General features: G+C 69.4%; 19 protein-coding genes and 1 pseudogene. 10 read left to right on the top strand and 10 right to left on the bottom strand.

All coding sequences use genetic code 11. The features are described from left to right. Positions 1-231: 231 nt before the first annotated feature. From ACIBVL_RS03500 to ACIBVL_RS03470, 7 genes are all read left to right on the top strand, one after another. The gene (locus ACIBVL_RS03500; RefSeq protein WP_399091035.1) at positions 232-1,590 is read left to right on the top strand and encodes an extracellular solute-binding protein; all 1,359 of its coding nucleotides are present in this window, start codon (positions 232-234) and stop codon (positions 1,588-1,590) included. A 34-nt stretch (positions 1,591-1,624) separates the two neighbouring features. Beyond that, entirely contained in the window at positions 1,625-2,569 is a 945-nt protein-coding gene (locus ACIBVL_RS03495) for a carbohydrate ABC transporter permease (protein ID WP_399091032.1), read from the top strand. Next, positions 2,566-3,417, top strand: coding sequence for a carbohydrate ABC transporter permease (locus ACIBVL_RS03490; RefSeq protein ID WP_399091029.1), 852 nt, complete (start codon positions 2,566-2,568; stop codon positions 3,415-3,417). Before ACIBVL_RS03495 ends, ACIBVL_RS03490 begins: the two co-directional genes overlap by 4 nt. A 9-nt stretch (positions 3,418-3,426) precedes the next feature. Next, positions 3,427-4,392, top strand: coding sequence for an arabinan endo-1,5-alpha-L-arabinosidase (locus ACIBVL_RS03485; RefSeq protein WP_399091026.1), 966 nt, complete (start codon positions 3,427-3,429; stop codon positions 4,390-4,392). A gap of 90 nt (positions 4,393-4,482) precedes the next feature. Continuing rightward, a complete protein-coding gene (locus ACIBVL_RS03480) occupies positions 4,483-5,997 on the top strand; it encodes an alpha-N-arabinofuranosidase (protein WP_399091023.1) in 1,515 nt (504 codons plus the stop codon). A 64-nt stretch (positions 5,998-6,061) separates the two neighbouring features. After that, entirely contained in the window at positions 6,062-6,520 is a 459-nt protein-coding gene (locus tag ACIBVL_RS03475; protein ID WP_399091020.1) for an RrF2 family transcriptional regulator, read from the top strand. A 270-nt stretch (positions 6,521-6,790) separates the two neighbouring features. Then, positions 6,791-7,438, top strand: coding sequence for a DUF4360 domain-containing protein (locus ACIBVL_RS03470; RefSeq protein WP_399091017.1), 648 nt, complete (start codon positions 6,791-6,793; stop codon positions 7,436-7,438). 182 nt (positions 7,439-7,620) lie between these two features. Here the strand turns inward: ACIBVL_RS03470 and ACIBVL_RS03465 are convergent, their stop codons facing one another. Next, positions 7,621-8,388: an intradiol ring-cleavage dioxygenase gene (locus ACIBVL_RS03465; protein WP_399091014.1), complete on the bottom strand. Its 768-nt coding sequence runs from the start codon at positions 8,386-8,388 to the stop codon at positions 7,621-7,623. A 337-nt stretch (positions 8,389-8,725) separates the two neighbouring features. On the opposite strand from ACIBVL_RS03465, the gene ACIBVL_RS03460 reads away from it, so the two are divergent. After that, positions 8,726-9,697, top strand: a complete 972-nt coding sequence (locus ACIBVL_RS03460) for an arabinan endo-1,5-alpha-L-arabinosidase (RefSeq protein ID WP_399091011.1) — start codon at positions 8,726-8,728, stop codon at positions 9,695-9,697. Between the two features lies 1 nt (position 9,698). Here ACIBVL_RS03460 and ACIBVL_RS03455 read toward each other — a convergent pair whose 3' ends face one another. The 9 genes and pseudogenes from ACIBVL_RS03455 to ACIBVL_RS03415 all read right to left on the bottom strand — a co-directional run bounded on the left by ACIBVL_RS03455 (position 9,699) and on the right by ACIBVL_RS03415 (position 20,686). After that, complete coding sequence (locus ACIBVL_RS03455; RefSeq protein ID WP_399091008.1) at positions 9,699-11,396, bottom strand: pyridoxal phosphate-dependent aminotransferase; 1,698 nt, start codon at positions 11,394-11,396, stop codon at positions 9,699-9,701. Positions 11,397-11,585: 189 nt separating this feature from the next. After that, a pseudogene (locus tag ACIBVL_RS03450) lies at positions 11,586-12,641 on the bottom strand (aldose epimerase family protein); the annotation flags it as partial. A 58-nt stretch (positions 12,642-12,699) separates the two neighbouring features. Next, complete coding sequence (mmsB, locus tag ACIBVL_RS03445) at positions 12,700-13,947, bottom strand: multiple monosaccharide ABC transporter permease (RefSeq protein ID WP_399091005.1); 1,248 nt, start codon at positions 13,945-13,947, stop codon at positions 12,700-12,702. Next, the gene (gene mmsA / locus ACIBVL_RS03440; protein ID WP_399091002.1) at positions 13,944-15,494 is read right to left on the bottom strand and encodes a multiple monosaccharide ABC transporter ATP-binding protein; all 1,551 of its coding nucleotides are present in this window, start codon (positions 15,492-15,494) and stop codon (positions 13,944-13,946) included. Before mmsA ends, mmsB begins: the two co-directional genes overlap by 4 nt. A gap of 32 nt (positions 15,495-15,526) precedes the next feature. After that, positions 15,527-16,633 (bottom strand): multiple monosaccharide ABC transporter substrate-binding protein, encoded by a 1,107-nt coding sequence (chvE, locus tag ACIBVL_RS03435; RefSeq protein ID WP_399091000.1) that lies wholly within the window; start codon positions 16,631-16,633, stop codon positions 15,527-15,529. 142 nt (positions 16,634-16,775) lie between these two features. Then, the gene (locus tag ACIBVL_RS03430) at positions 16,776-17,747 is read right to left on the bottom strand and encodes a hypothetical protein (RefSeq protein ID WP_399090997.1); all 972 of its coding nucleotides are present in this window, start codon (positions 17,745-17,747) and stop codon (positions 16,776-16,778) included. Positions 17,748-17,858: 111 nt separating this feature from the next. Then, positions 17,859-18,863, bottom strand: a complete 1,005-nt coding sequence (locus ACIBVL_RS03425; protein ID WP_399090994.1) for a zinc-binding dehydrogenase — start codon at positions 18,861-18,863, stop codon at positions 17,859-17,861. Further along, positions 18,860-20,020 carry a mandelate racemase/muconate lactonizing enzyme family protein gene (locus tag ACIBVL_RS03420; protein WP_399090991.1) on the bottom strand — a complete coding sequence of 387 codons (1,161 nt, stop codon included), beginning with the start codon at positions 20,018-20,020 and terminating at the stop codon, positions 18,860-18,862. The genes ACIBVL_RS03425 and ACIBVL_RS03420 overlap by 4 nt, the downstream gene beginning before the upstream one ends. A gap of 333 nt (positions 20,021-20,353) precedes the next feature. Continuing rightward, complete coding sequence (locus ACIBVL_RS03415; RefSeq protein ID WP_399090988.1) at positions 20,354-20,686, bottom strand: hypothetical protein; 333 nt, start codon at positions 20,684-20,686, stop codon at positions 20,354-20,356. 81 nt (positions 20,687-20,767) lie between these two features. On the opposite strand from ACIBVL_RS03415, the gene ACIBVL_RS03410 reads away from it, so the two are divergent. Beyond that, positions 20,768-21,157 (top strand): hypothetical protein, encoded by a 390-nt coding sequence (locus ACIBVL_RS03410; protein ID WP_399090985.1) that lies wholly within the window; start codon positions 20,768-20,770, stop codon positions 21,155-21,157. 346 nt (positions 21,158-21,503) lie between these two features. After that, positions 21,504-22,550: a LacI family DNA-binding transcriptional regulator gene (locus ACIBVL_RS03405; protein ID WP_399090982.1), complete on the top strand. Its 1,047-nt coding sequence runs from the start codon at positions 21,504-21,506 to the stop codon at positions 22,548-22,550. The last annotated feature ends 13 nt before the right edge of the window (positions 22,551-22,563 follow it).

The raw sequence follows: 22,563 nt of genomic DNA, 5'->3' as shown, positions 1-22,563 counted from the left end.
GTCCCCCTTCTCACCGCCTGGCGGCTGCCTGTTCGAGCCTACGCGGCTGGATGTGTCCGCGTCACGAAAAGAATGGACCGGGGCCAGGATAGAAAGCGCTATCAGAAGTCCTGTCGAAACCATTGACGCGCCAAGTGCATCGATTTTACGGTCCCGTTCGAAGTTACGAGCAGAAGTCGAAATATCGAACATCAGGGAATCGACGAACCGACAGGACGGCAGGGGCAAGGTATGGGACAACCTGGCCTGAATCGCAGGCAACTTCTCGCCGCCGCGGGCGGTGTGGCGGTCGCGGGCAGCTTCGGCTTCGCCGCCCTCGGCTCCGGCGCCGACGCGCTGGCCGCGGGCGACCGCACCCGCGTGCGCTACTGGAACCTCTTCCAGGGCGGCGACGGCGCCAACCAGGTCGCGATGGTGGACGCCTTCCGCGCGGAGCACCCGGACATCGCCGTCAAGGACGCCACCCTGACCTGGGGCAATCCCTACTACACCAAACTCGCCATGGCCGCCGCCGGCAACCGCGCCCCCGAGCTCGCCGTCATGCACCAGGGCCGCATCCCGGGCTTCGCCCCCGGCCGCCTGCTGGACCCCTGGGACACCGGCCTCCTCGCCGAGTACGGCGTGCGGGAAGCCGACTTCAACCCGGTGCTGTGGCAACGCGGTGTCGTGGACGGCGAGTTGTATGCGCTCCCGCTGGACATCCACGTCCAGCTCAGCTTCTACCGCAAGGACGTCTGCGAGAGGGCGGGTCTCCTCGACGCGGACGGCCGCCTCCCCGCCGCCACATCGCCGGACGACTGGTTCGCCGTACTCAAGGCAGCCAGGCGGCAGTTGAAGGACGGCGTGCAGACCCTCGGGCTGCACGCCAACGACCAGAACTTCTGCTGGTGGTTCTTCGTCGCCTTCTACCAGCAGCTCGGCGGCACCTACTTCACCGACGACCACACCGACGTCACCTTCGACACCGACAAGGCCACCGAGATCCTGGAGTTCTTCCGCAAGCACATCACCGACGGCTACGTCACGGTCGGCGCGACCGACGGCGAGGCCTTCCTCGCCGGTTCCCCCTTCACCTGGGAGGGCAACTGGTCGGTGCCGTACTTCAACTCCCAGAAGGTCGAGTACGGTGCCCAGCCGCTGCCCCCCGTCTTCGGGAAGCCGGCCACCCACGCCGAGTCGCACTCCTTCATCCTGCCCCACCAGGCCGGCCGCGGTGGCGCCGCGAACGAGGACGCCTACCGGCTCGCCGCGTACATGGTCACCCACGCCACCACCTGGGCCAACGGCGGCCACGTCCCCGCCTACCTGCCCACCTTCGAGGACCCGGCCTACCTGAAGCTGGCCCCCCAGAACGAGTACTCGCGGCCCGCGATGGACCACCCCGCCACCGAACCGCACATCTGGTTCGCGGGGTCCACCGGCATCCTCGCCCAGCGTGTCGGCCCGATCGTCGCCGCCTCCAACCTCGGCTCGGCCAAGCCGGACGCGGCGGCCCGCCGTATGAAGGCCGCCCTCGAACAACTGCTGGCGGCGAAGAACCCGATGGACGGCCTCACGGCCGCCCAGGAACTGAAGGGAGCGGGCGCATGACCACCTTCCTCCGGGAACCGAAGGGGGCCGGCGCATGAGCACCCTCGCCCAGGCGGGCACGGCGCTGCCCGTCCGCACCGCGGTCGCGGCCGACTCCGCCCGCGCCCGCTGGGGCCGCCGCTTCCAGCACGGCGGCTGGTTCGTCGCCCCCTTCTTCGTCCTTTACGGCCTCTTCGTCGTCGTACCGGTCCTGCGCGGCCTCTACCTCAGCTTCACCGACGCCAACATCTCCGGCGACAACCCCGGCTTCGTCGGCCTGGACAACTACCGCGAGGCACTCCGCGACGACCTGGTGTGGGACTCCCTCTGGCACAGCGTCCAGTTCACCCTCTACGTCGTCCCGTCGATCGTCGTCGTGGCCCTGCTGATGGCGCTGATCGCCCACCACACCGTGCACTTCAAGTGGCTGTGGCGGCTCTGCTTCTTCGCGCCCTTCCTCCTCCCCTCGGCGGTGGTCGGCAACCTGTGGTGGTGGCTGTTCCAGCCCACCAACGGCATGGTCAACCACGTCCTCGGCCAGGACACCCCGTGGCTCACTCAGAAGTCCACGGCGATGCTCGCGGTCGTCATCGCGACCCTGTGGTGGACGGTCGGCTTCTCGTTCCTGCTCTATCTGGCGGCCCTGCAGAACATCCCCCAACACCTCTACGAAGCTGCCGAGTTGGACGGGGCGAACGCCTGGCAGCGGCTGCTGCACATCACCGTGCCCAACCTGCGCAACATCACGGGGCTGGTCTTCGCCCTGCAGATCCTGGCGTCCCTGCAGGTCTTCGACCAGGCGGTGGTGATGTACCAGTTCGGCCCCGGGCCGGAGGAATCGACCCGCACCTTCGTGCAGTACACCCTCGAAGAGGGCTTCACCAGCTATCGCGTGGGCTACGCCTCCGCGATCTCCTTCATCCTGTTCCTCATCATCGCGGCGGTCGCCCTCGGCCGGATGTGGCTGCTGCGCGACCGCGAGGAGGCCGCGACCCGATGACAACCCCCGCGCTGCGCAAGCCCCGCAGCACCTGGACCCCCGGCCAGATCGCCCTGACCCTCGTCGCGGCGGCCCTGTCTCTCGTCTGGCTGGCCCCCCTGGCCTGGGCCCTGTCCACCTCCCTGAAGACCCCCACCGAGTCGGTCGAGTCCCCGCACTGGATCCCCGAGAACCTCACCCTGGAGTCCTGGAAGGCGGTCCTGGAGGCCGGCAACATCCCCAACTGGTTCGTGAACTCGGTCGTGGTGTCCGTCTGTGTCACCTTCCTGGTCCTGCTCGTCTCCGCGCTGGCCGGATACGGCTTCGCACGCACCGAGTTCCGAGGCAAGTCGGCCCTGCTGGCGCTCACGATGGCGGGCCTGATGTTCTCCCCGGCGATCCTGGGCGTCCCGCTCTTCACCACGGTCCAGTCGCTGGGCATGGTCGACACCTACTGGGGCATGATCCTTCCGCAGTGCGCGCCGGCGGCGATGGTCTACATCCTCTACAAGTTCTTCCAGTCGCTCCCCAGAGAGCTGGAGGAGGCGGCCTTCATCGACGGCGCGGGCCGCTGGCGCATCTTCTTCACGATCGTGCTGCCGCTGTCGAAGCCGTCCCTGTCCGCCGTCGGCATCTTCACCTTCATCGCGTCCTGGAACAACTTCCTCTGGCCGTACATGGTGACCAACAACCCCGACCTGATGACCATGCCGAACGGCATCGCCACCGTGCAGAACGCCTTCGGCATCGTCTGGCCCCAGCTCATGGCGGGCGGCCTGATCGCGGGCCTGCCGCTGATCGTCGTGTTCGTCTTCTTCCAGAGCCAGATCGTGCGGGGCGTGGCCCACACGGGTCTGGCGGGCCAGTAAGGAGATCCGGTGCGCCTGAGACTCGCGAGCCTCCTCACCGCGGCGGTGGTGGCCCTCCTGCCCGGCACCGCCCGGGCCGACGTCACCTACCCCGACCCCCAGCCCGTCACGGGCCGGCAGATCATCCACGACCCCACGGTCATCCGCCTCGAGTCCGGCGGGTACGTGGCCTACTCGACCGGCGGGATCATCGGCGCCCGCACCTCGAAGGACCGCACCCACTGGGACGACGCGGGCAACGCCTTCGCCGTACCGCCGAGTTGGTGGTACGAGTACAACGACACCGGCGACCCCTGGGCCCCGGACCTCTCCTTACGAGCCGGCCGCTACTGGCTCTACTACGCCGTCTCCTCCTGGGGCACCAACCACTCCGCGATCGGCGTGGCCACCTCCCCGACCGGTCTCCCCGGCACCTGGACCGACCACGGCAAGGTCTTCGCCTCAGAGACGACCGACACCTTCAACGCCATCGACCCGGCGGTGATCCGCGCCGACGGCCGCCTGTGGATGAGCTTCGGCTCGTACTGGACGGGCATCCGGATGGTGGAGCTGGACCCGGTGACGGGCAAGGCGGTCCAGGGCGCCACGGTCCACCACCTGGCGACCCGCCCCGACGCGCCGTACGCCGTGGAGGGCCCGTACATCGTCCGGCACGGCAGCCACTACTACCTCTTCGCCTCGTACGACGCCTGCTGCGCGGGGGTGAACTCGACGTACAAGATCCGGGTGGGCCGCTCGGCGTCCGTGACGGGGCCGTACGTGGACAGCACCGGGAAGCCCCTGCTGGAGGGCGGCGGCGACCTTCTCCTGGCGGGACACGGCCGTTACGTGGGAACGGGCGGCGAGTCGGTCTTCAGGGACCGGGGCGGAGACGTCCTGGCGTACCACTACTACGACGCGGAGGACGGCGGCGTCCCCAAGCTGGGGCTGAACACCTTGCACTGGACGAAGAACGGCTGGCCCAGGCTCCTTTAGGGGCTCGGGGCGGTAACTACTTGCGGCTCCGCCGCGTGGGCGCGAGCAGCCACGGACAACCCGCAGACAGAACCGAACCGAAAGGCCAAGATGAGCACCGCCCGCTTCACCCTCGACCCCGCCTTCACCGTCGGCCAAGTCAACCCCCGCCTCTTCGGCTCCTTCGTCGAACACCTCGGCCGCTGCGTCTACACCGGCATCTACGAACCGGACCACCCCACCGCGGACGCCGAGGGCCTCCGCGCCGACGTACTGGAACTGGTCCGCGAACTCGGCGTCACCGCCGTCCGCTACCCCGGCGGCAACTTCGTCTCCGGCTACAAGTGGGAGGACTCCGTCGGCCCCGCGGCGGAGCGCCCGCGCCGCCTGGACCTGGCCTGGCACTCGACCGAGACGAACCGTTTCGGCCTCTCCGAGTACATCGGCTTCCTGCGGAAGATCGGCCCCCGGGCGGAGCCCATGATGGCCGTCAACCTCGGCACCCGGGGCGTCGCGGAAGCCCTGGAACTCCAGGAGTACGCCAACCACCCTTCGGGCACCGCCCTCTCCGACCTCCGTGTGATCCACGGCGACAAGGAGCCCTTCGGCATCAGGCTCTGGTGTCTGGGCAACGAGATGGACGGCCCCTGGCAGACGGGCCACAAGACGGCGGAGGAGTACGGCCGCCTCGCCGCCGAGACGGCCCGCGCGATGCGCCAGATCGACCCGGGTGTCGAACTCGTCGCCTGCGGATCCTCCAGCCAGTCCATGCCGACCTTCGCCGAGTGGGAGGCGACGGTCCTCAAGGAGACGTACGACCTCGTCGACTACATCTCCCTGCACGCCTATTACTGGCCGGAGGACGGCGACATCGACTCCTTCCTCGCCTCGGCCGTCGACATGGAGTCGTTCATCGACAACGTGGTGGCGACCGCCGACCACGTGGGCGCGCGGCTGAAGTCGAAGAAGAGGATCAACCTCTCCTTCGACGAGTGGAACGTCTGGTACCTGCGCAAGTGGGAGGAGCACGCGCGGGGCATCGACCAGGGGGACTGGCCGGAGGCCCCCCGCCTCCTGGAGGACAACTACAGCGTCACCGACGCCGTCGTCTTCGGCTCGCTCCTCGTCGCCCTGCTGCGCCACGCCGACCGTGTCACCGTCGCCTGCCTCGCCCAGCTCGTCAACGTCATCGCCCCGATCATGACCGAGCCTGGCGGCCCGGCCTGGCGCCAGACGACGTTCTTCCCCTTCGCCCAGGCCGCCCGGTACGGCCGCGGCCAGGTCCTCGACGTCCGCGTTGACTCGCCGACGTACGAGACGAAGAAGTACGGCGAGGCGGACCTGCTGCACGCCACCGCGGTCCGCGCCGAGGACGGCACCGTCACGGTCTTCGCCGTCAACCGCAGCCGGACCGGGACACTGCCCCTGGAAGTCGCCCTGAACGGGCTGAACCTGACGTCGGTCGTCGAGCACAGCGTGCTCGCGGACGCCGACCCGGACGCCCGCAACACCCTCGCCGAGCCCGAGCGGGTCGCCCCCCACCCGGCCGACGGCACGGCGTTGCGGGACAACACCCTCACCGCCGTGCTCGAACCGCTGTCCTGGAACGTGATCCGGCTGGCGTAGCGGCCGCGTGATCGCCGGCCGGCCGGAGGCTCGACCCGGCCGGCGATCCGTTCACAATGGGTGCATGAGGATCTCGGCGCGGGCGGACTACGCGGTGCGGGCGGTACTGGAGCTCGCCGTACGGCAGGGCGGTGACCCGGTCAAGGCGGAGACCGTCGCCGCCGCGCAGGACATTCCACACAAGTTCCTGGAGGGGATCCTCGGCGATCTGCGGCGCGGTGGAATCGTCGACAGCCGGCGCGGCGGGGGCGGCGGCTACCGGCTCGCCCGGGACCCCGCGGCGATCACGGTCGCCGACGTGATCAGGGCGGTGGACGGCCCGATCGTCTCCGTACGGGGCGAACGCCCGACGGGTCTGACGTACACGGGTTCCGCGCAGCCCCTGCTCCCGCTCTGGGTCGCGCTGCGGGCGAACGTACGCCGGATTCTGGAGGGCGTCACCGTCGCGGACATCGCGGCGGACGCGCTGCCGGACCCGGTGAAGGAGCTCGCGGCGGAGCCGGCGGCCTGGGAGAACCCCTAGCGATCCGGGAGAGAGGGCCGCCGAGCCGGGTCCCCTCCCGGAGCGGCAGCCGACGGCGGTCCGATCCCGAACCGCCGTCCGGCAGTCCGAAGCCGACCGAATCGCAGGGGCGGCCCCTCGTGTCGTAAGCAGGCATGTGAACGGGCCGGGGTGAATGGCCGGAGTTCGATCTGGCCGCGCCCCGGGGGTCTCCCTACGATTCCAACGCCGCGGCACTTCACAGAAACCTCACAGGTTCTCCACACTTCAACGAAGAAGGAGAGACCCCCCATGGCAAGTGGACTGCTCCTGGGCGGCGCCGTCGCCGCCCTCGTCACCGCGGCGGTACCCGCACACCACCCGGGCGGGTTCGTCGACCCGCCCCCGGACAAGATCGTCATCGATGTCGCCACGGTGAACGGCTCCGGCTGCCGGCCGGGAACGGCCGCCGTCGCCGTCTCCGAGGACAACACCGCGTTCACGGTGACCTACAGCGACTATCTCGCCCAGGTCGGCGGCAGTTCCGACCCGACCGCCTTCCGCAAGAACTGCCAGCTCAGCCTGATCGTCCATGTCCCGTCGGGCTTCACGTACGCCATCGCCCAGGCGGACTACCGGGGCTTCGCCTCGCTCCAGTCCGGGGCGAACGCCGTGCAGCGGGCCTCGTACTACTTCCAGGGCTCGTCGCAGACGGTGTTCAAGACCCACACCTTCAACGGCGCGCTCAACGACAACTGGCAGGCGACCGACACCACGGACTGGGCGAACCTCGTCTACGCGCCCTGCGGAGTCCAGCGCAACTTCAACATCAACACCGAGCTGCGCGTCAACGCGGGCACCTCCTCGCCGTCCAAGGTCAGCTTCATGGCGATGGACTCGACCGACGGCGACATCAACACCGTGTACCACATGGCGTGGAAGGAGTGCCCCGGCAAGTGAGCCGGACGGCCGCCCGTCGCCCCGGGGTGACGGGCGGTCCGCCCGCTCAGCGCAGAGCCGGTGCCACCGGCCCCTGATCTCCCGCGGACACCGCGTCGCCGTTGCCCTGCGGGCCGACCTCCGGCACGCCGGCTGGGCGCCACCGCGGCTGCGGTGACGCCCAGCCGGTCAGCGGGGCGGGATCAGCTGTCCACCCCGAGGGTCAGCGTCCCGGCGTACCCGGACGAGGTGGAGCTGCCCAGGGCCGTCAGGGTCAGGAGGCCGGACGTGGCGCCTCCGTCGTCGTAGATGGAGTCCTGGGCGAGGGTGGTGCGGGTGACCGTGTTGGTCGAGTACGGGGAGACCTTCGCGACGGCGGCCGTGATCGTCTCGTTGAAGAAGAGCTGACCGGTGTGGACCTCCTGGCCGCCGGTGAAGTGGCCGTCGGAGGGGACGGTGACGCCGGTGTGCACCTTGACGTGGATGTGGACGCAGCGACCGCGGTACCAGCCGGGGTAGATCGTGGTGATCGCGGCGACACCGCTGGAGTTGGTGAGCACCCCGCCGCGCAGGAAGGTGCCGTCGTCCGGTTCACTGTGGCCGTTGTTGCCGACGTAGCCGGAGTACTCGCCGAGGGCGTCGGCGTGCCAGAGTTCGACCAGGGCGTTGCCGAGGGGAGCGCAGCCGCTGGAGTCGACGACCGTGAGGGTCAGCTTCAGCGGGATGCCGGCCTTGCCCTCGGTGATGTCGGAGCGGACGTACTGTCCGTCGAGGTAGTAGGGGCCTTCGGTCATCTCCTTCGTGAGGGTGCAGACGGCCGCGGCGGCGACGGGGGCGGCGCCGGCCGTCGTGGCCGTGGGGGCTCCGGACGACGCTACGGCGCCCACGGCCAGGGTGGCGGCGGTGGCGCCCGTGGCCACGAGAACGGTACGGCGTCCGATCGGGCTGCGAGTTTCCGAGGTGTCTGTCATGAACACGGCACCATAGGGACGGACCCTGTAGGCAGGCTGTCGGTTCGGCAAAGTGAGTATCCGTCAAGTTCCTTGCAGGACAGGAGGGGAACGGGCAACCAGCGACACCGGCGGTGGCGGCCCGGGTGCCGATCGCAGTCCGGCACCCGGCCGCGCTTCTGACTGATCGCCGCCGCCGGGCCCGGGGGTCCGAGGGTGACTGAGGGGATGTGCTGACGGGCGTGCGCGGACCATTGACGCGCAAAGCGTTCGATTCTACGGTCCGGTCCGACGACTCGGCCGCTGTTCGATATGCCGCACATATGGAACGGCGAACCCCCACCGAAGGAGCGTCCGCATGAGCCGCACCTCTCGCAGAGCTGCCCTTCTCTCCGTCCCCGCCGCGATCCTGCTGGCCCTGACCCCCACTACGGCCTCCGCCTACCCCAACCCCGGCACCGTCACCGGGGCGACGGTCGTCCACGATCCGACCATGATCCGCACCTCCGCCGGCCGCTATCTCCTCTATGCCACCGGCGGCGGCCTGGCCCACCGCAGCTCGGCCGACCGGATCGCGTTCGGCGCGGGCGCCGACGCCTTCTCCACCCGGCCGGGCTGGTGGTCCTCGTACGGCACCACCGAGGCCTGGGCGCCGGACATCTCGTACCACGGCGGCAAGTACCTGATGTACTACGCCGTCTCGACCTTCGGCTCCAACAAGTCGGCGATAGGACTGGCCGGTTCGACGACCGGCCTGCCCGGCTCCTGGACCGACTACGGCACCGTCTACACCTCCACCACGTCCAGCGACTACAACGCCATCGACCCGAACCTCTTCGTCGACGACGACGGCAAGTGGTGGCTGTCCTTCGGCAGTTGGTGGACCGGCATCAAGATGATCCGCGTCGACCCGGCCACCGGCAAGCAGCTCTCCTCCGACACCGCCCGCCGCTCCCTCGCCGCCCGCCCCACCGGGACCAAGGCCGTCGAGGCGCCGTACATCGTCAAACGGAACGGCTACTACTACCTCTTCGCCTCCTACGACACCTGCTGCGCCGGCACCGGCTCGACGTACAAGGTGAAGGTGGGCCGGGCCACGAGCGTGACAGGGCCGTACTACGACAGGAACGGGGTGGCGATGACGAACAACGGCGGCACCGCCGTGCTGGAGTCGCACGGCAGTGTCATCGGGCCCGGCGGGCAGTCGATCACGAACGACACGGACGGTGACCTGATCGTCTACCACTACTACGACGGCAACGACAACGGCACGCCCAAGCTCGGCATCAACCTGCTGAGCTGGAGCACCGGTTGGCCGGTGGCGTACTGAGCTACCCCGCCTGCCCCATCCCCGCCGCATTGGGCCAGCTCTGGGCGTTCGGCCAGCCGGTGGTCGCGGCGGGCGAGAGGCCGTTGGTGCCCCTCACCTGGGCGGCGGTGAGCCCGCCGCGGGCCGGGACGCCGGGCGGTGTCTGGGCGGAGGCCATCGGCGCGGCGGCCGGGGTCATCGCCGAGGCGGGGGTCATGGCGGGAGCGGGGGCCATGGCGGGAGCCATCGAGGCTGCCGGGCTCATGGCCGGGCTCATGGCTGCCGGGGCCATCGCCGCGGGGGCCATCGGCGCGGGGGCCGGCGCCGGGGCCGGAGCGGGCGCGGGCACAGGCTGGGGGAAGACCTGTGCCGCGGCCGGCAACGGCATCCCGGCGCCGTTGGACGGGGCGGCCTGCGCCACGGCGGGCGCCTGCATCGGCATGCCGGTGGCGGCCGGGGCCGCGACCAGCCCCGGCATGCCGACGGCCTGAGCGGCGAGGCCCTGCATACCCGCCCCGTTGGTGGCCTCCACCAGCCGGTCCACGGCCGCCGTACCCGAGCTGTAGCTGGTCCCGGTGCCCAGCTCGGGCACGGCGGCTCCCCTCCTGGTCCCGTAGAGCACCTGTTCCAGGCCGGACACCAGGCGACGCACGTCCACCTGGGGGCGCACCACGAGCCGCAGGAAGCGGCTGGAAGAGCCGATCTTGTTGCCGCACTCACGGACCAGGATGCGGTGCTCGGTGAGCATCCGGTCCCGGACCACGGTGCCCTCGGCGCCGACGGGAAGGCGCACGAAGAGGAAGTTCCCCTGCGACGGGTAGACCGTCAGGCCGGGCAGGGCGGAGAGCTGGCTGGCCATGTCGAGACGGTCCCGGCGCACCTGCAGCAGGCTCTGCGCGTACTCGGGGCCGTGCTCCTTGAGCATGAACACCACGTACTCGGCGAAGGCGTTGAGGTTCCACTTGGGCAGCATCGAGCGGACCTTGCCGGCCAGGGCAGGGTTGGCGACCATGTAGCCGAAGCGGATGCCGTGCAGACCGAAGTTCTTGCCGAGGCTGCGCAGGACGATGACGTTCGGGCGGATCATCGCCTCCTGCACGACGCTCGGTTCCTGCTCCGCGTCGGCGAACTCCAGGAACGACTCGTCGATGACGATCAGGTCCAGGTCGGCCATCGCGTCCATGAACTGCACCAGCGCGTGCTTGTGCAGGAAGCCGCCGTCCGGGTTGTTCGGGTTGCAGATGACCGCGACCCGCGTGCCCCGGGTGCGGATGAACTCGGCGTACTGGGCGAGGTCCAGCGCGAAGCCGCTGGACTCCTGGAGCGGGAACATGTCGACCCGCTTGCCGGTCTCCATCGGCTGGTCGGTCCAGCGGCCGAAGGTGGGGACGGGGATGGCGAGGGACTCACGGACCAGCAGATGGTCGATCCAGGTGATCAGCTCGGTCGAGCCGTTGCCCATGGCCACGGCCTGCGGCGGGAGCTGGAGCAGGTTGCACAGTTCCGCGGTGATCGTGTCGGCGCTGCTCGGGTAGTACGTGACGATGTCCCGCAGTCGCTGGGACATCGTGTCCATCATGGCCGGGGTGGGGAAGTAGGGGTTGCACGGAATGCAGAAGTCCACTGGGCCGGTGCCGTCCCCGCCCTCGCGTGTCAGCGCCGCCATCGACGGGCTGTGCGCCGCCGTACTGCGGAACAACGAGGTGACGTTGTCGGCCATGGAACCTCCGTAGGGGGCGGGTCCGGTGGGGACGCCCGGGCCCGTCGTCTGGGTGGCCCGCGCGGGGGAGCACGGGCCGCTCCTACATACGGAGGTGTGAGTGACACCGTTCAACCGGTGTGAAAAAAATGTGAGTTACGGAACCGGAGGTCGATGTTTCGCATCCGCCCCCGGCGTTCATGGCGATGATCAGGAGCTGAAGCCGTGGATCGTCGTGGTCCGGTACGTCTGCCCTGGCCGCAGCACGGTCGACGGGAAGGACGGCTGGTTCGGCGAGTCCGGGAAGTGCTGTGTCTCCAGGCAGAGACCGTCGCCCTGGCGGTAGGTGCGGCCGCCGCTGCCGGTGAGGGTGCCGTCCAGGAAGTTGCCCGAGTAGAACTGCAGACCGGGCTCGGTCGTGGCGACCGTCAGGGTGCGGCCCGAGGACGGATCACGCAGGGCCGCCACGGGGACGGGCCGTGCCGTCACACCCTTGTCGAGGACCCAGTTGTGGTCGAAGCCCTTGGCGTGGAGCAGCTGCTGGTCGGCGACCCGGATGTCCCGGCCGATCGCCTTGGCCTCGCGGAAGTCGAGGGGGGTGCCCGCGACCTCCGCGAGCTCGCCGGTCGGGATCAGTCCCGCCGCGACCGGTGTGTAGCGGCCGGCGGCGATGGACAGCTCGTGGTCCAGGATCGAGCCGCTGCCCTCTCCGGCCAGGTTCCAGTACACGTGACTGGTGAGGTTGACCACCGTCGTCCGGTCGGTGGTGGCTTCGTAGTCGATCCGCCAGTCGCCCTGCGCGGTGAGGGTGTACGTCACCTTCACCGCGAGCGTGCCCGGGTAGCCCCTCTCGCCGTCGGGGCTCGTGCGGGAGAGGCACAGGCCGACGTCCGGGCCCTGCACGAACGGCTCGACGTCCCACACGTGCCGGTCGAAGCCCGGGGTGCCGCCGTGCAGGCTGTTCACGCCGTCGTTGACGTCGACCTGGTGGGCCTCGCCGTCGAGGGTGAACCTGCCCTCGCCGATGCGGTTGCCGTAGCGGCCGATCAGCGCGCCGAAGTACGGGGACGCGGCGACGTAGTCCTCGAGGGTGTCGAAACCGAGGCAGACGTTCGCGTACCGGCCGTGGCGGTCGGGGGTCTCCAGGGACTGCACGATCCCGCCGTAGGAGAGGACCTTCAGGCGGGTCCCCCCGTTCTCCAGCGCCCAGCTGTGGATCTCCGTGCCGTCGGCGAGCTCGCCGAAGAGCGTTTTCACCGGGTGTCCGTCTCCTCCCATGGGAAGGGCCCCGCCGTGCGGCGGGGCCCCGTCCGTCCGATCCGGTCTACGAGCCGGACTTGCGCTTGTTCCACACGTCGAACCCGACCGCGGCCAGCAGGGCCAGGCCCTTGATGACCTGCTGCCAGTCGGTGCCGACGCTGAGGAGGTTCATGCCGTTGTTCAGCACGCCGAGGACGAGACCACCGATGATCGCGCCCAGCACGGTGCCGACACCGCCGCTCATGGACGCGCCACCGATGAACGACGAGGCGATCGCCTCGAGTTCGAAGTTGAGGCCCGCCTTGGGCGAGGCCGCGTTCAGACGGGCGGCGACCACCAGACCCGCCAGGGCCGCGAGCACGCCCATGTTCAGGAAGACGAAGAAGGTGACCTTCTTGTCCTTGACGCCCGACAGCTTCGCCGCCGGCAGGTTGCCGCCGATCGCGTAGATGTGCCGGCCGAAGACGGCGTTGCGCATGACGTAGCCGTAGCCGACCACCAGCAGGCCCAGGATCAGCAGCACGATCGGCGCGCCCTTGTAGCTGGCGAGCAGCATGGTGACGGTGAGGATCGCGGCGGCGATGGCGACCAGCTTGAGCAGGAAGAGGTTCCTCGGCACCACGTCGAGGGAGAACTCCTGCTGGCGCTTGCGGTCACGGACCTCCTGCAGGACCACGAAGGCCAGCAGGACGAAGCCGAGCAGCAGCGTGATGTTGTGGTAGTTGGTGGTCGGGCCGACCTCCGGCAGGAAGCCGTTGCCCATCTTCTGCAGACCGTCGGGGAACGGGCCGAGGGTCTGGCCCTCCAGGAAGATCTCCGTCAGACCGCGGAAGAGCAGCATGCCCGCCAGGGTGACGATGAAGGAGGGTATGCCGAGATAGGCGATCAGGAAGCCCTGCACCGAGCCGGCGATCGCGCCGACGATCAGACACAGCACCAGCGCGAGAGGCCACGCCACATCGTGCTGCACCGTCAGCACGGCCGCGAAGGCGCCCACGAACGCGGTCAGTGAACCGACCGACAGGTCGATGTGACCCGCGATGATCACCAGCATCATGCCGATCGCGAGGATCAGGATGTAGCTGTTCTGCAGGACCAGGTTGGAGACGTTGCGCGGCAGCAGCAGGTCGCCGCTGGTCCACACCTGGAACAGGACCACGAGCAGGCCGAGCGCGATCAGCATGCCGTACTGCCGCATGTTGCGCCGCAGCCCGTCCAGCATCAGCTGCAGCAGCCCGCCGCCGGCGGCCGGGCCCCCGCTCTTCCCGGGCGGCGCGGCCGCCGGGCTCTTGTCGGTCACGTCCGTGCTCATCGCGTTACCTCTTTGTCCTTCGTCATCTGACGCATCAGCACTTCCTGCGTGGCCTCGGCCCGCGAGAACTCGCCCGTGAGCCGTCCGGCGGCCATCGTGTAGATGCGGTCGCACATGCCGAGCAGTTCGGGCAGCTCGGAGGAGATGAAGACGACCGCCTTGCCCTGGGCGGCCAGCTGGTCGATGACCGTGTAGATCTCGAACTTGGCGCCGACGTCGATACCGCGCGTGGGCTCGTCCAGGATCAGCACATCGGGACCCGCGAAGATCCACTTGCTGAGGACGACCTTCTGCTGGTTGCCGCCGGACAGCTTGCCCACCGGCTCGAAGACGGTGGGCGCCTTGATGTTCATGGACTTGCGGTAGCCCTCGGCGACCTGCCGCTCCTCGTGCTCGTCGACCACACCCCGCTTCGCGACCTTCTTCAGGGCGGTCAGCGAGATGTTGCGGTTGATCGTGTCGATGAGGTTGAGGCCGTAGTGCTTGCGGTCCTCGGTGACGTACGCGATCCCGTGCGTGATCGCCTCCGCCACCGTCTTCGTGCGGATCTCCTTGCCGTCCTTGAGGACCGTCCCGCCCGCGTACCGGCCGTAGGAGCGTCCGAAGACGTTCATCGCGAGCTCGGTGCGGCCGGCGCCCATGAGGCCGGCGATGCCGACGATCTCCCCGCGGCGCACCTGGATCGACACGTCGTCGACGACCTTGCGCTGCTGGTCGATCGGGTGGTGCACGGTCCAGCCGCGGATCTCCAGGGCGGGGGCCGCGCCCTTCTCCGCCTCGTGCGGGGTCCGCTCGGGGAAGCGGTGGTCGAGGTCGCGGCCGACCATGCCGCTGATGATCCGGTCCTCGGTCGTCTCCGCCGACTTCACGTCCAGTGTCTCGATGGACTGGCCGTCACGGATGATCGTCACCGAGTCGGCGACCCGGCGGATCTCGTTGAGCTTGTGGGAGATGATGATCGAGGTGATGCCCTGCTTCTTCAACTCCAGGATGAGATCGAGGAGTTTGCCGCTGTCCTCGTCGTTCAGCGCGGCGGTGGGCTCATCCAGGATGAGCAGCTTCACCTTCTTCGACAGCGCCTTGGCGATCTCCACCAGCTGCTGCTTGCCCACGCCGATGTCGGCGACGCGGGTCTCCGGGTGGTCGTCGAGACCGACCCGGCGCAGCAGCTGGGTGGCGTGCCGCAGGGTCTCCCTCCAGTCGACGAACCCGCCCTTGGCGTGCTCGTTGCCGAGGAAGATGTTCTCCGCCAGGGAGAGGTACGGCGACAGCGCCAGCTCCTGGTGGATGATCACGATGCCGTGCTGCTCGCTCGCACGGATGTCCTTGAAGTGGACCACCTCTCCCTCGAAGAGGATGTCGCCCTCGTAGGAGCCGTGCGGATGGACGCCGGAGAGCACCTTCATCAAGGTGGACTTTCCGGCGCCGTTCTCACCGCAGATGGCGTGGACCTCGCCCTGCCGGACGGTCAGAGAGACGTCCGACAGCGCCTTGACGCCGGGAAAGGTCTTGACGATCGAGCGCATTTCCAGGACGGGTCCCGCCATGGTCGTGCCTTCCAATCCGTAAGGTTCGACGCTTACTTGAGCTGGTCCGCCGTGTAGTAGCCGCCCTCGACGAGCTCCTTCTCGTAGTTCGACTTGTCGACGCTCACCGGCTGCAGCAGGTAGGCGGGGACGACCTTGGTGCCGTTGTCGTACGACTTGGTGTCGTTGATCTCGGGGTCCTTGCCGTTGAGCGAGGCGTCCACCATGTCCGTGGCGACCTGGGCCAGCTTGCGCAGGTCCTTGTAGATCGTCATCGACTGCTCACCGGCGATGATCGACTTCACCGAGGCGAGCTCGGCGTCCTGACCGGTGATGACCGGCAGCGGCTTGCTCTTGGAGCCGTAGCCGTCCGACTTCAGCGCGGCGATGATACCGATGGAGATGCCGTCGTACGGCGAGAGCACCGCGTCGACCTTGCCGCTCGTGTAGGACGAGGTGAGCATGTCCTCCATGCGCTTCTGGGCGGTGGCGCCGTCCCAGCGCAGGGTGGTGACCTGGGTGAGCTTGGTCTGGCCGGACTTGACCACGAGCTTCTTCTTGTCGATGTACGGCTGGAGCACGCTCATCGCGCCGTTGAAGAAGTACTTGGTGTTGTTGTCGTCGTTGGAACCGGCGAACAGCTCGATGTTGAAGGGACCCTTGCCGCTCGCCAGACCCAGCTTGTCGACGATGTACTGGCCCTGGAGCTTGCCGACCTTCTCGTTGTCGAAGGACGCGTAGTAGTCGACGTTCTTCGTGCCGAGGATCAGACGGTCGTAGGAGATGACCGGGATCTTGGCGTCGGCGGCCTGCTGCAGGACGTTGTTCAGGGACTTGTTGTCGATGGCGGCGATGACGAGCGCCTTGACACCCTGGGTGATCAGGTTCTCGATCTGCGAGACCTGCTGGTCGGGGTCGTCCTCGCCGAAGACCAGCTTGGTCTTGTAGCCCTTGGCCTTCAGGTCCTTCTCGACGTTGGCGCCGTCGGTGATCCAGCGCTCGGAGGACTTGGTCGGCATCGAGATGCCGATGGTCCCGCCCTTGGAGTCGCCCGCTTCCTCCTTGCTGCCGCCCTCGCCGGACTGCCCGCAGGCGGTCAGGGTCAGGGCGAGGGAGGCGGCTCCGGCGATGGCGGCGAGGGCGGCTCTGCGGTTACGCATGATCATCATCCTTGATGTGTGTGCAGGGATCGGTCTCGCGGAGCGAGGGCGCTCCCGCAGGTGACGCGGCAAAGACCGAGGAAGAGACGTGTGGGATTCTGCGTGCCTGTGTCGGCTTCTGTGAAGCGAGGTTTCCGGAACGTTATGCCGGGGTGTCGAACCTGTTCAGTTTGCCGGGCAGTCGCGAGCCCAGGGGCGCCATGTCGCCGTCCGCTCCGTGACGCGCGAGCAGGTCGAGGGCGAGCCGTCCGCGCCGCACCCGTTCCCGGGCGGTGGACAGCGTCAGGTCCCGCATGTGGTGGCCGTACGGGTAGATCCCGGGCGCCTTGGACAGGCCGAACTTCAGGTAGAGCGGTGCGCCGCGCCGGATCAGCTCGGCGACCTCGTACATCCGGATGTAGCCGCCGAGGTCGTCGGGGGCCTCGATGTACATGTCCATGGGCGCGCCGGACGCCCGGCGGATCTCCGTGAGGTGATCCAGCGTCAGGTCGCTGGGCACGTTGACCGAGTCGGCGCCCAGCCGCTCGTACACCGCGTACGAGGCCGGGTTGACGGGGCCGATCAGTGCCGACACCTTCAGGGTCGTGTCGGCCGGCAGGATGCCGGCCGCGCGGGCCCGGTGCAGCGTCCACAGCACGCCCTCGTCGGCGACCAGCAGGCACTTGACGCCCAGCTCGGTCGCCCGCACGGCGTCCTCGACGCACCCGGCGACGGCGTCGTACCCGCGGGCCCGGAGGCCCCCGCCGCGCGAGTCGGTCCGCGTGGAGCCGCCGATGTCCCACGTGCCGCGCGGGCCGGTGAACAGGCACAGCTCGATGTCACGCTCATTGGTCGCGTCGACCATCTCGGTGATCTCGGCGTCGGAAAGCATCCACACGCCGCTGCCCTGGCTGATCCGGTGGATCGGCACGTCGAGCCGCGAGGCCTCCTTCAGGATGACGGCCAGCGCTTCGGGACCCTCGCACGAAGGGACCTCGGTGCGCCAGCGGCCGCCGCCCGGGAAGGAGTGGGAAGAGGCGTCGGCGGGGTCGAGGGCGGGCGCGCCCAGGCCGAGCGCGGTCAGTGTCCGCTCACCGGGCCTGCGGGCTGCCGTGGCGGAAGCGTCGGTGGTCACATGCTGTCCTTCGTGTTCGGTATTTCGGACAAGGTTCGCGGCTCACGTCATACGAGGCTTGGGTGTACGCCGGTACGGGGACCGTCAGGTTGCCCCCGTACCGGCGTACGGCTAGGGGTGGAGCAGGACCTTCCCGACCTTCGGGTCCCCGGAGCCCACCAGTTCGATGGCCTGTGAGAACTCGGCCAGCGGCAGCTCGTGCGTGACCAGGGGCAGCGGGTCGAGCAGCCCGGCGCCGAACACCCGCACGGTGTGCGACCAGGCGTCCGGCGGCGCCCCGAAGACGGTGTGCACCTCAAGCTGCCGTACGACGAGATCGGTCGGGTCGAGCCCGTCCGCGCCCGGTGCCGGGATCCCCGTGAGGACCAGGCGGCCACCGCGCCTCAGCAGCGAGGCGGCGGTCTGCGCGGCGGACGCGGACCCGGCGGTCTCGATCACGACGTCGAAGTCGTCCGGGAGCTCCTGGTCCCGGGTGCGGAAGTCGGTGGCCCCGAACCGCCGGGACAGCGACTCCCGGTCCTTGCGCGTTCCCACGACCAGCAGCTCGGCCGGTGATCCGGCCTTCAGGAACTGGACGGCGAACATGCCCAGCGTCCCGGTGCCGACGACCGCGACCTTCTCACCCGGCAGGGCGTGCGCCTTGAGGGCGGCGGCCGCGATGCAGGCGGCGGGCTCCAGGAGTGCGGCGGCCGTGAGGTCGGCGTCGTCCTGGAGGGGATGCAGGAGCCGGGCCGGCAGGGTGAGGGTGGCCGCCATCGCTCCCGGCTGGGTGAAGCCGGTCTCCTCGTACCCGTCCGTGCACAGCGTCGTCTCGCCCGCGTGACAGCGGTCGCACACCTGGCAGTTGCGGAAGCCCTCACCGACGACCTTGCGGCCGACGAGGGAGGAGGGGATACCGGCGCCGACCTTCTCGACGGTCCCGGACCACTCGTGGCCCGGGGTGAGGGGGTAGCGGACGTACCCCTCGGGCCGGTTGCCCTGGTACACCTCCCGGTCGCTGCCGCAGATGCCGACGGCGTGGACGCGGACGAGCGCCTCGCCGGGCCCGGGCTCCCGGGGGGTGTGCTCCTCCAGGTGATGCTGCCCCGGCGCCTCGATGACGACAGCGGTGCTCACTTCTGCGTGCCCTTCGGCTTGCGCTGCTCCCATCCCTCGGCCCACAGGTCGAAGCGGGCCTGCTGCTGCGGGAACTCGGCTGCGGCGTCGACGTCCAGCTCGACACCGAGACCCGGGGCGTCGGAGAGGTGGAAGTATCCGTCGATCACCTCGGGGGCCCCCTTGACCACCTTCTTGATCTCCGCGTCGGCGAAGTCGTTGAAGTGCTCGAGGATCTTGAAGTTGGGGGAGGTGAAGCCGACCTGGAGAGAGGCGGCGGTCAGGACGGAGCCGCCCACGTTGTGGGGGGCGACGAGCATGTAGTGCGTCTCGGCGGTGGCGGCGAGCTTCCGGGTCTCCCAGATACCACCGATGTGGCCGACGTCCGGCTGGATGATGTCGACGGACTGGCTCTCGAAGAGCTCGCGGAACTCGATGCGGTCGTGGATGCGCTCACCGGTGGCGACGGGGATGTCGACCTTCGCGGCGACCTTCTCCAGGGCCTTCAGGTTCTCCGGCGGGCAGGGCTCCTCCAGCCAGGCGGGCTTGAACGGGGCCAGTTCGCGGGCGAGGCGGACGGCGGTGGCGGGGGAGAAGCGGCCGTGCATCTCCAGCATCAGCTCGGCGTCCGGCCCGATGGCGTCGCGCACGGCCTCGATGAGGGAGACCGCGTACAGGGTCTGCTCGTGGTCCAGCTCGAAGTGACCGGTGCCGAAGGGGTCGATCTTGAGGGCCTTGTAGCCGCGCTCAACGACCCCCTGGGCGGCCTTGTGGTAGGCCTCCGGGGTCCGCTCCGTGGTGTACCAGCCGTTGGCGTACGCCTTGACCTTGTCCGTCACCTTGCCGCCGAGCAGCTGCCAGACGGGGACGCCCAGGGCCTTGCCCTTGATGTCCCAGCAGGCCATCTCGACGACCGCGATGCCGGACATCACGATCTCGCCGGCCCGCCCGTAGTCGCCGTACTTCATGCGGCGGGTCAGGTCCTCGACAGCGAACGGGTCGGAGCCGAGAATGTGATTCTGCTCGGCCTCTCTCAGATAGCCGATCAGCGCGTCGGTGTGGCCCAGCATGCGGGTCTCGCCGACACCCGTGATGCCCTCGTCGGTGTGCACCAGGACGTAGGTCAGGTTGCGCCACGGCGTGCCGACCACGTGCGTGCTGATTCCGGTGATGCGCACGGAAGTTACCCTTCGGCTGTTCGAGATTTCGTCACATGTTCGAAATGCTGGGCAGACAGTAAGGATGCCGCGAGGGGAGTGTCAATGGGTCGAACAGGTAACGCTTTCGACTGTTTCGGTGTCGCTTTCGAAAATCGGGCGCGGCGGTGTGTGCCACATCACTCGAGTCACCGCGCCGGTATGGGCTGTTTACCACACAACTTTCACAGGCCGGCCTCGGAACCTGACCGCCGGGGAACCTAGTCTTCCCGCGTCATGGACTACTGCCACCCGTGCCGACGGCACCTCAACGGCGCCCTCGCCTGCCCGGGGTGCGGCGCACCTGCCGAACCGCTACGCGCGTATCCGCGGGGCGCGTACGAGCCGGGGCGGCAGGGCGACGCCGGTGCTCCCGTCGGTCATGGCGCCCTCGCCGGCCGCGCCGACGGCGATGATCACGCCGCTGACGACAGCCGGGACGACGGCGACCGCGGCGACGACGGCGACCGGGGTGATCGCGGCGATCCTGACGGTCCTGACGGTCCGGGCGCTCACGAGGGTGACGGCGGCGAGCCGCGGGGCCGTGCCGCGCGCCGTCGAGGGCAGGGCCGGGGTGGCCGGCGGGGCGGCGCCGGTGCGGCCGTCGCACCGGATGCGAGCCGTCGTGACCGCAAGGCCGCGGTCCACCGCAGGCGCCGCCGGCGCACGCTGCTGATCACCGCCGGGTTCGTCCTGGCGGCGGGTGGCCTCGGTCTGGCCGAACTCGGTGTGGACGCGCCAGGATTCTCCTCCCCGAACCCGGCGGCGGCCGGGGGCGAGTCGTCCGAGGTCGACGACTCCACGGCGCGTCCGAGCGCGTCCGCGCAGCCCCTGGACGACCGGTCGGACGCGGGTGACACCAAGGCCTCGTCCTCGCCCGACGTCTCCACCTCCCCCTCGGCGTCGCAGTCCTCCGACGACAAGGACGACTCCACCCCGACCCCGGACAAGGACGCCCAGTCGGCCACGATTCCCGGCTCCTCCGGATCGACCTCCGGCGCGACGACCCCGTCGGGCTCCGGTTCCACCCCGACCGCCGACCCGACGGCGCCGGACACCTCGTCCCCGGAACCCTCGCCGTCGGAGACGTGCACGCGGTTCCTGTGGTGGTGCTCGTAAGGCTCGGCGGCGTCGCCGACATCCCGGGCGTGGGCTGGGGTTGAGTGCCTCACGGCCGACCCGATCCACAAGTTCCGTCACGGTCTGCGTTATTCAACCGTGACGACCTTCCGGTGCAGCCCTCTTGACCGCCATGAATTGTTAGCGCTCACAATGACGTCCGCATTCACCAGTCAGTGTCCAGCGCCAGCGGGGGAGGTATGAGCGTCGTGTCCGCACTGCCGCGAATCGCCCTCCCCGTCACGGTCGTTGCACGTCCAGAAACCCCGGCGTGAAGCCGACGGCGCGGAGTGGTCCGCCCCCATCACAGGCCTTGTCCGCAGACGACCGCCAAGGAGGTGCGGCCGTGACACACGCGCAGCTTCGGCCGCCCACCATGGCCGACGTGGCACGCCTGGCCGGCGTGTCCCACCAGACCGTGTCCCGTGTGCTGGGTGATCACCCCAATGTGCGGGAGGAGACCCGGGCCAGGGTGCGGCGCGCGATCGAGGAGATGGGCTACCGCCGCAACTCCTCCGCACGGGCCCTGGTGACCCGGCGCACCCGGACCCTGGGTGTGGTCGCGTCCGACACCACCCTCTACGGGCCGGCCAGCACGCTGTTCGCGCTCGAGGAGGCGGCGCGTGCCGAGGGCTATCTCGTCTCGACGGTCAGTCTGCGCGAACTGACCATGGAGACCCTGTCCGAGGCCCTCGACCACCTCAGCGAGGGCGGGGTGGAAGGGGTGGTCGCCATCGCTCCGCAACGGTCGGCGGTGGACGCCCTGGCCGAACTGCGCCACCCCTTCCCGGTGGTGGTCGTGGGCAGCGGGCCGGGCGTGCACATCCCCAGTGTCAGCGTGGACCAGCACCTCGGGGCGCGGCTGGCCACCCGCCATCTGCTGTCCGCCGGCCACCACAAGGTCTGGCACCTCGCCGGGCCCGAGGACTGGCAGGAGGCGGCCGACCGGGCCGACGGCTGGCGGGCGACCCTCGAAGCGGCGGACGTCGAACCGCCCCTGATGCTGCGCGGAGACTGGAGTCCGCTGTCGGGCTACCGTGCCGGCCAGGAACTGGCGGGCTGGGTGGGCCGCGGGCTGACCGCCGTCTTCGTGGCCAACGACCAGATGGCGCTGGGGGTGTTGCGGGCCCTGCGGGAGGCGGGGGTGCGGACTCCCCAGGACGTCGCGGTGGTCGGCTTCGACGACATCCCGGAGTCGGAGTTCTTCGCTCCTCCCCTCACCACCGTCCGGCAGGACTTCTCGGCGGTGGGCAAGCAGGGCATCGCCCTGCTCCTGGGGATGATCGAGGGCAGTCCGTCCGCAGCCCCGCCGCGGGTCGCGATCGAGCCCCAACTCGTCGTCCGCGCCAGTACGTTCCCGCAGGCCTCGCAACCCGAAGGCGTGCCCCTCTGACAGACAGGCCCGT

This window comes from Streptomyces sp. NPDC049687 (genome assembly GCF_044465285.1).
Classification (GTDB): domain Bacteria; phylum Actinomycetota; class Actinomycetes; order Streptomycetales; family Streptomycetaceae; genus Streptomyces.
The sequence above is the reverse complement of the archived record's forward strand: the minus strand, read 5'-3'. Positions and strand labels throughout refer to the sequence as shown.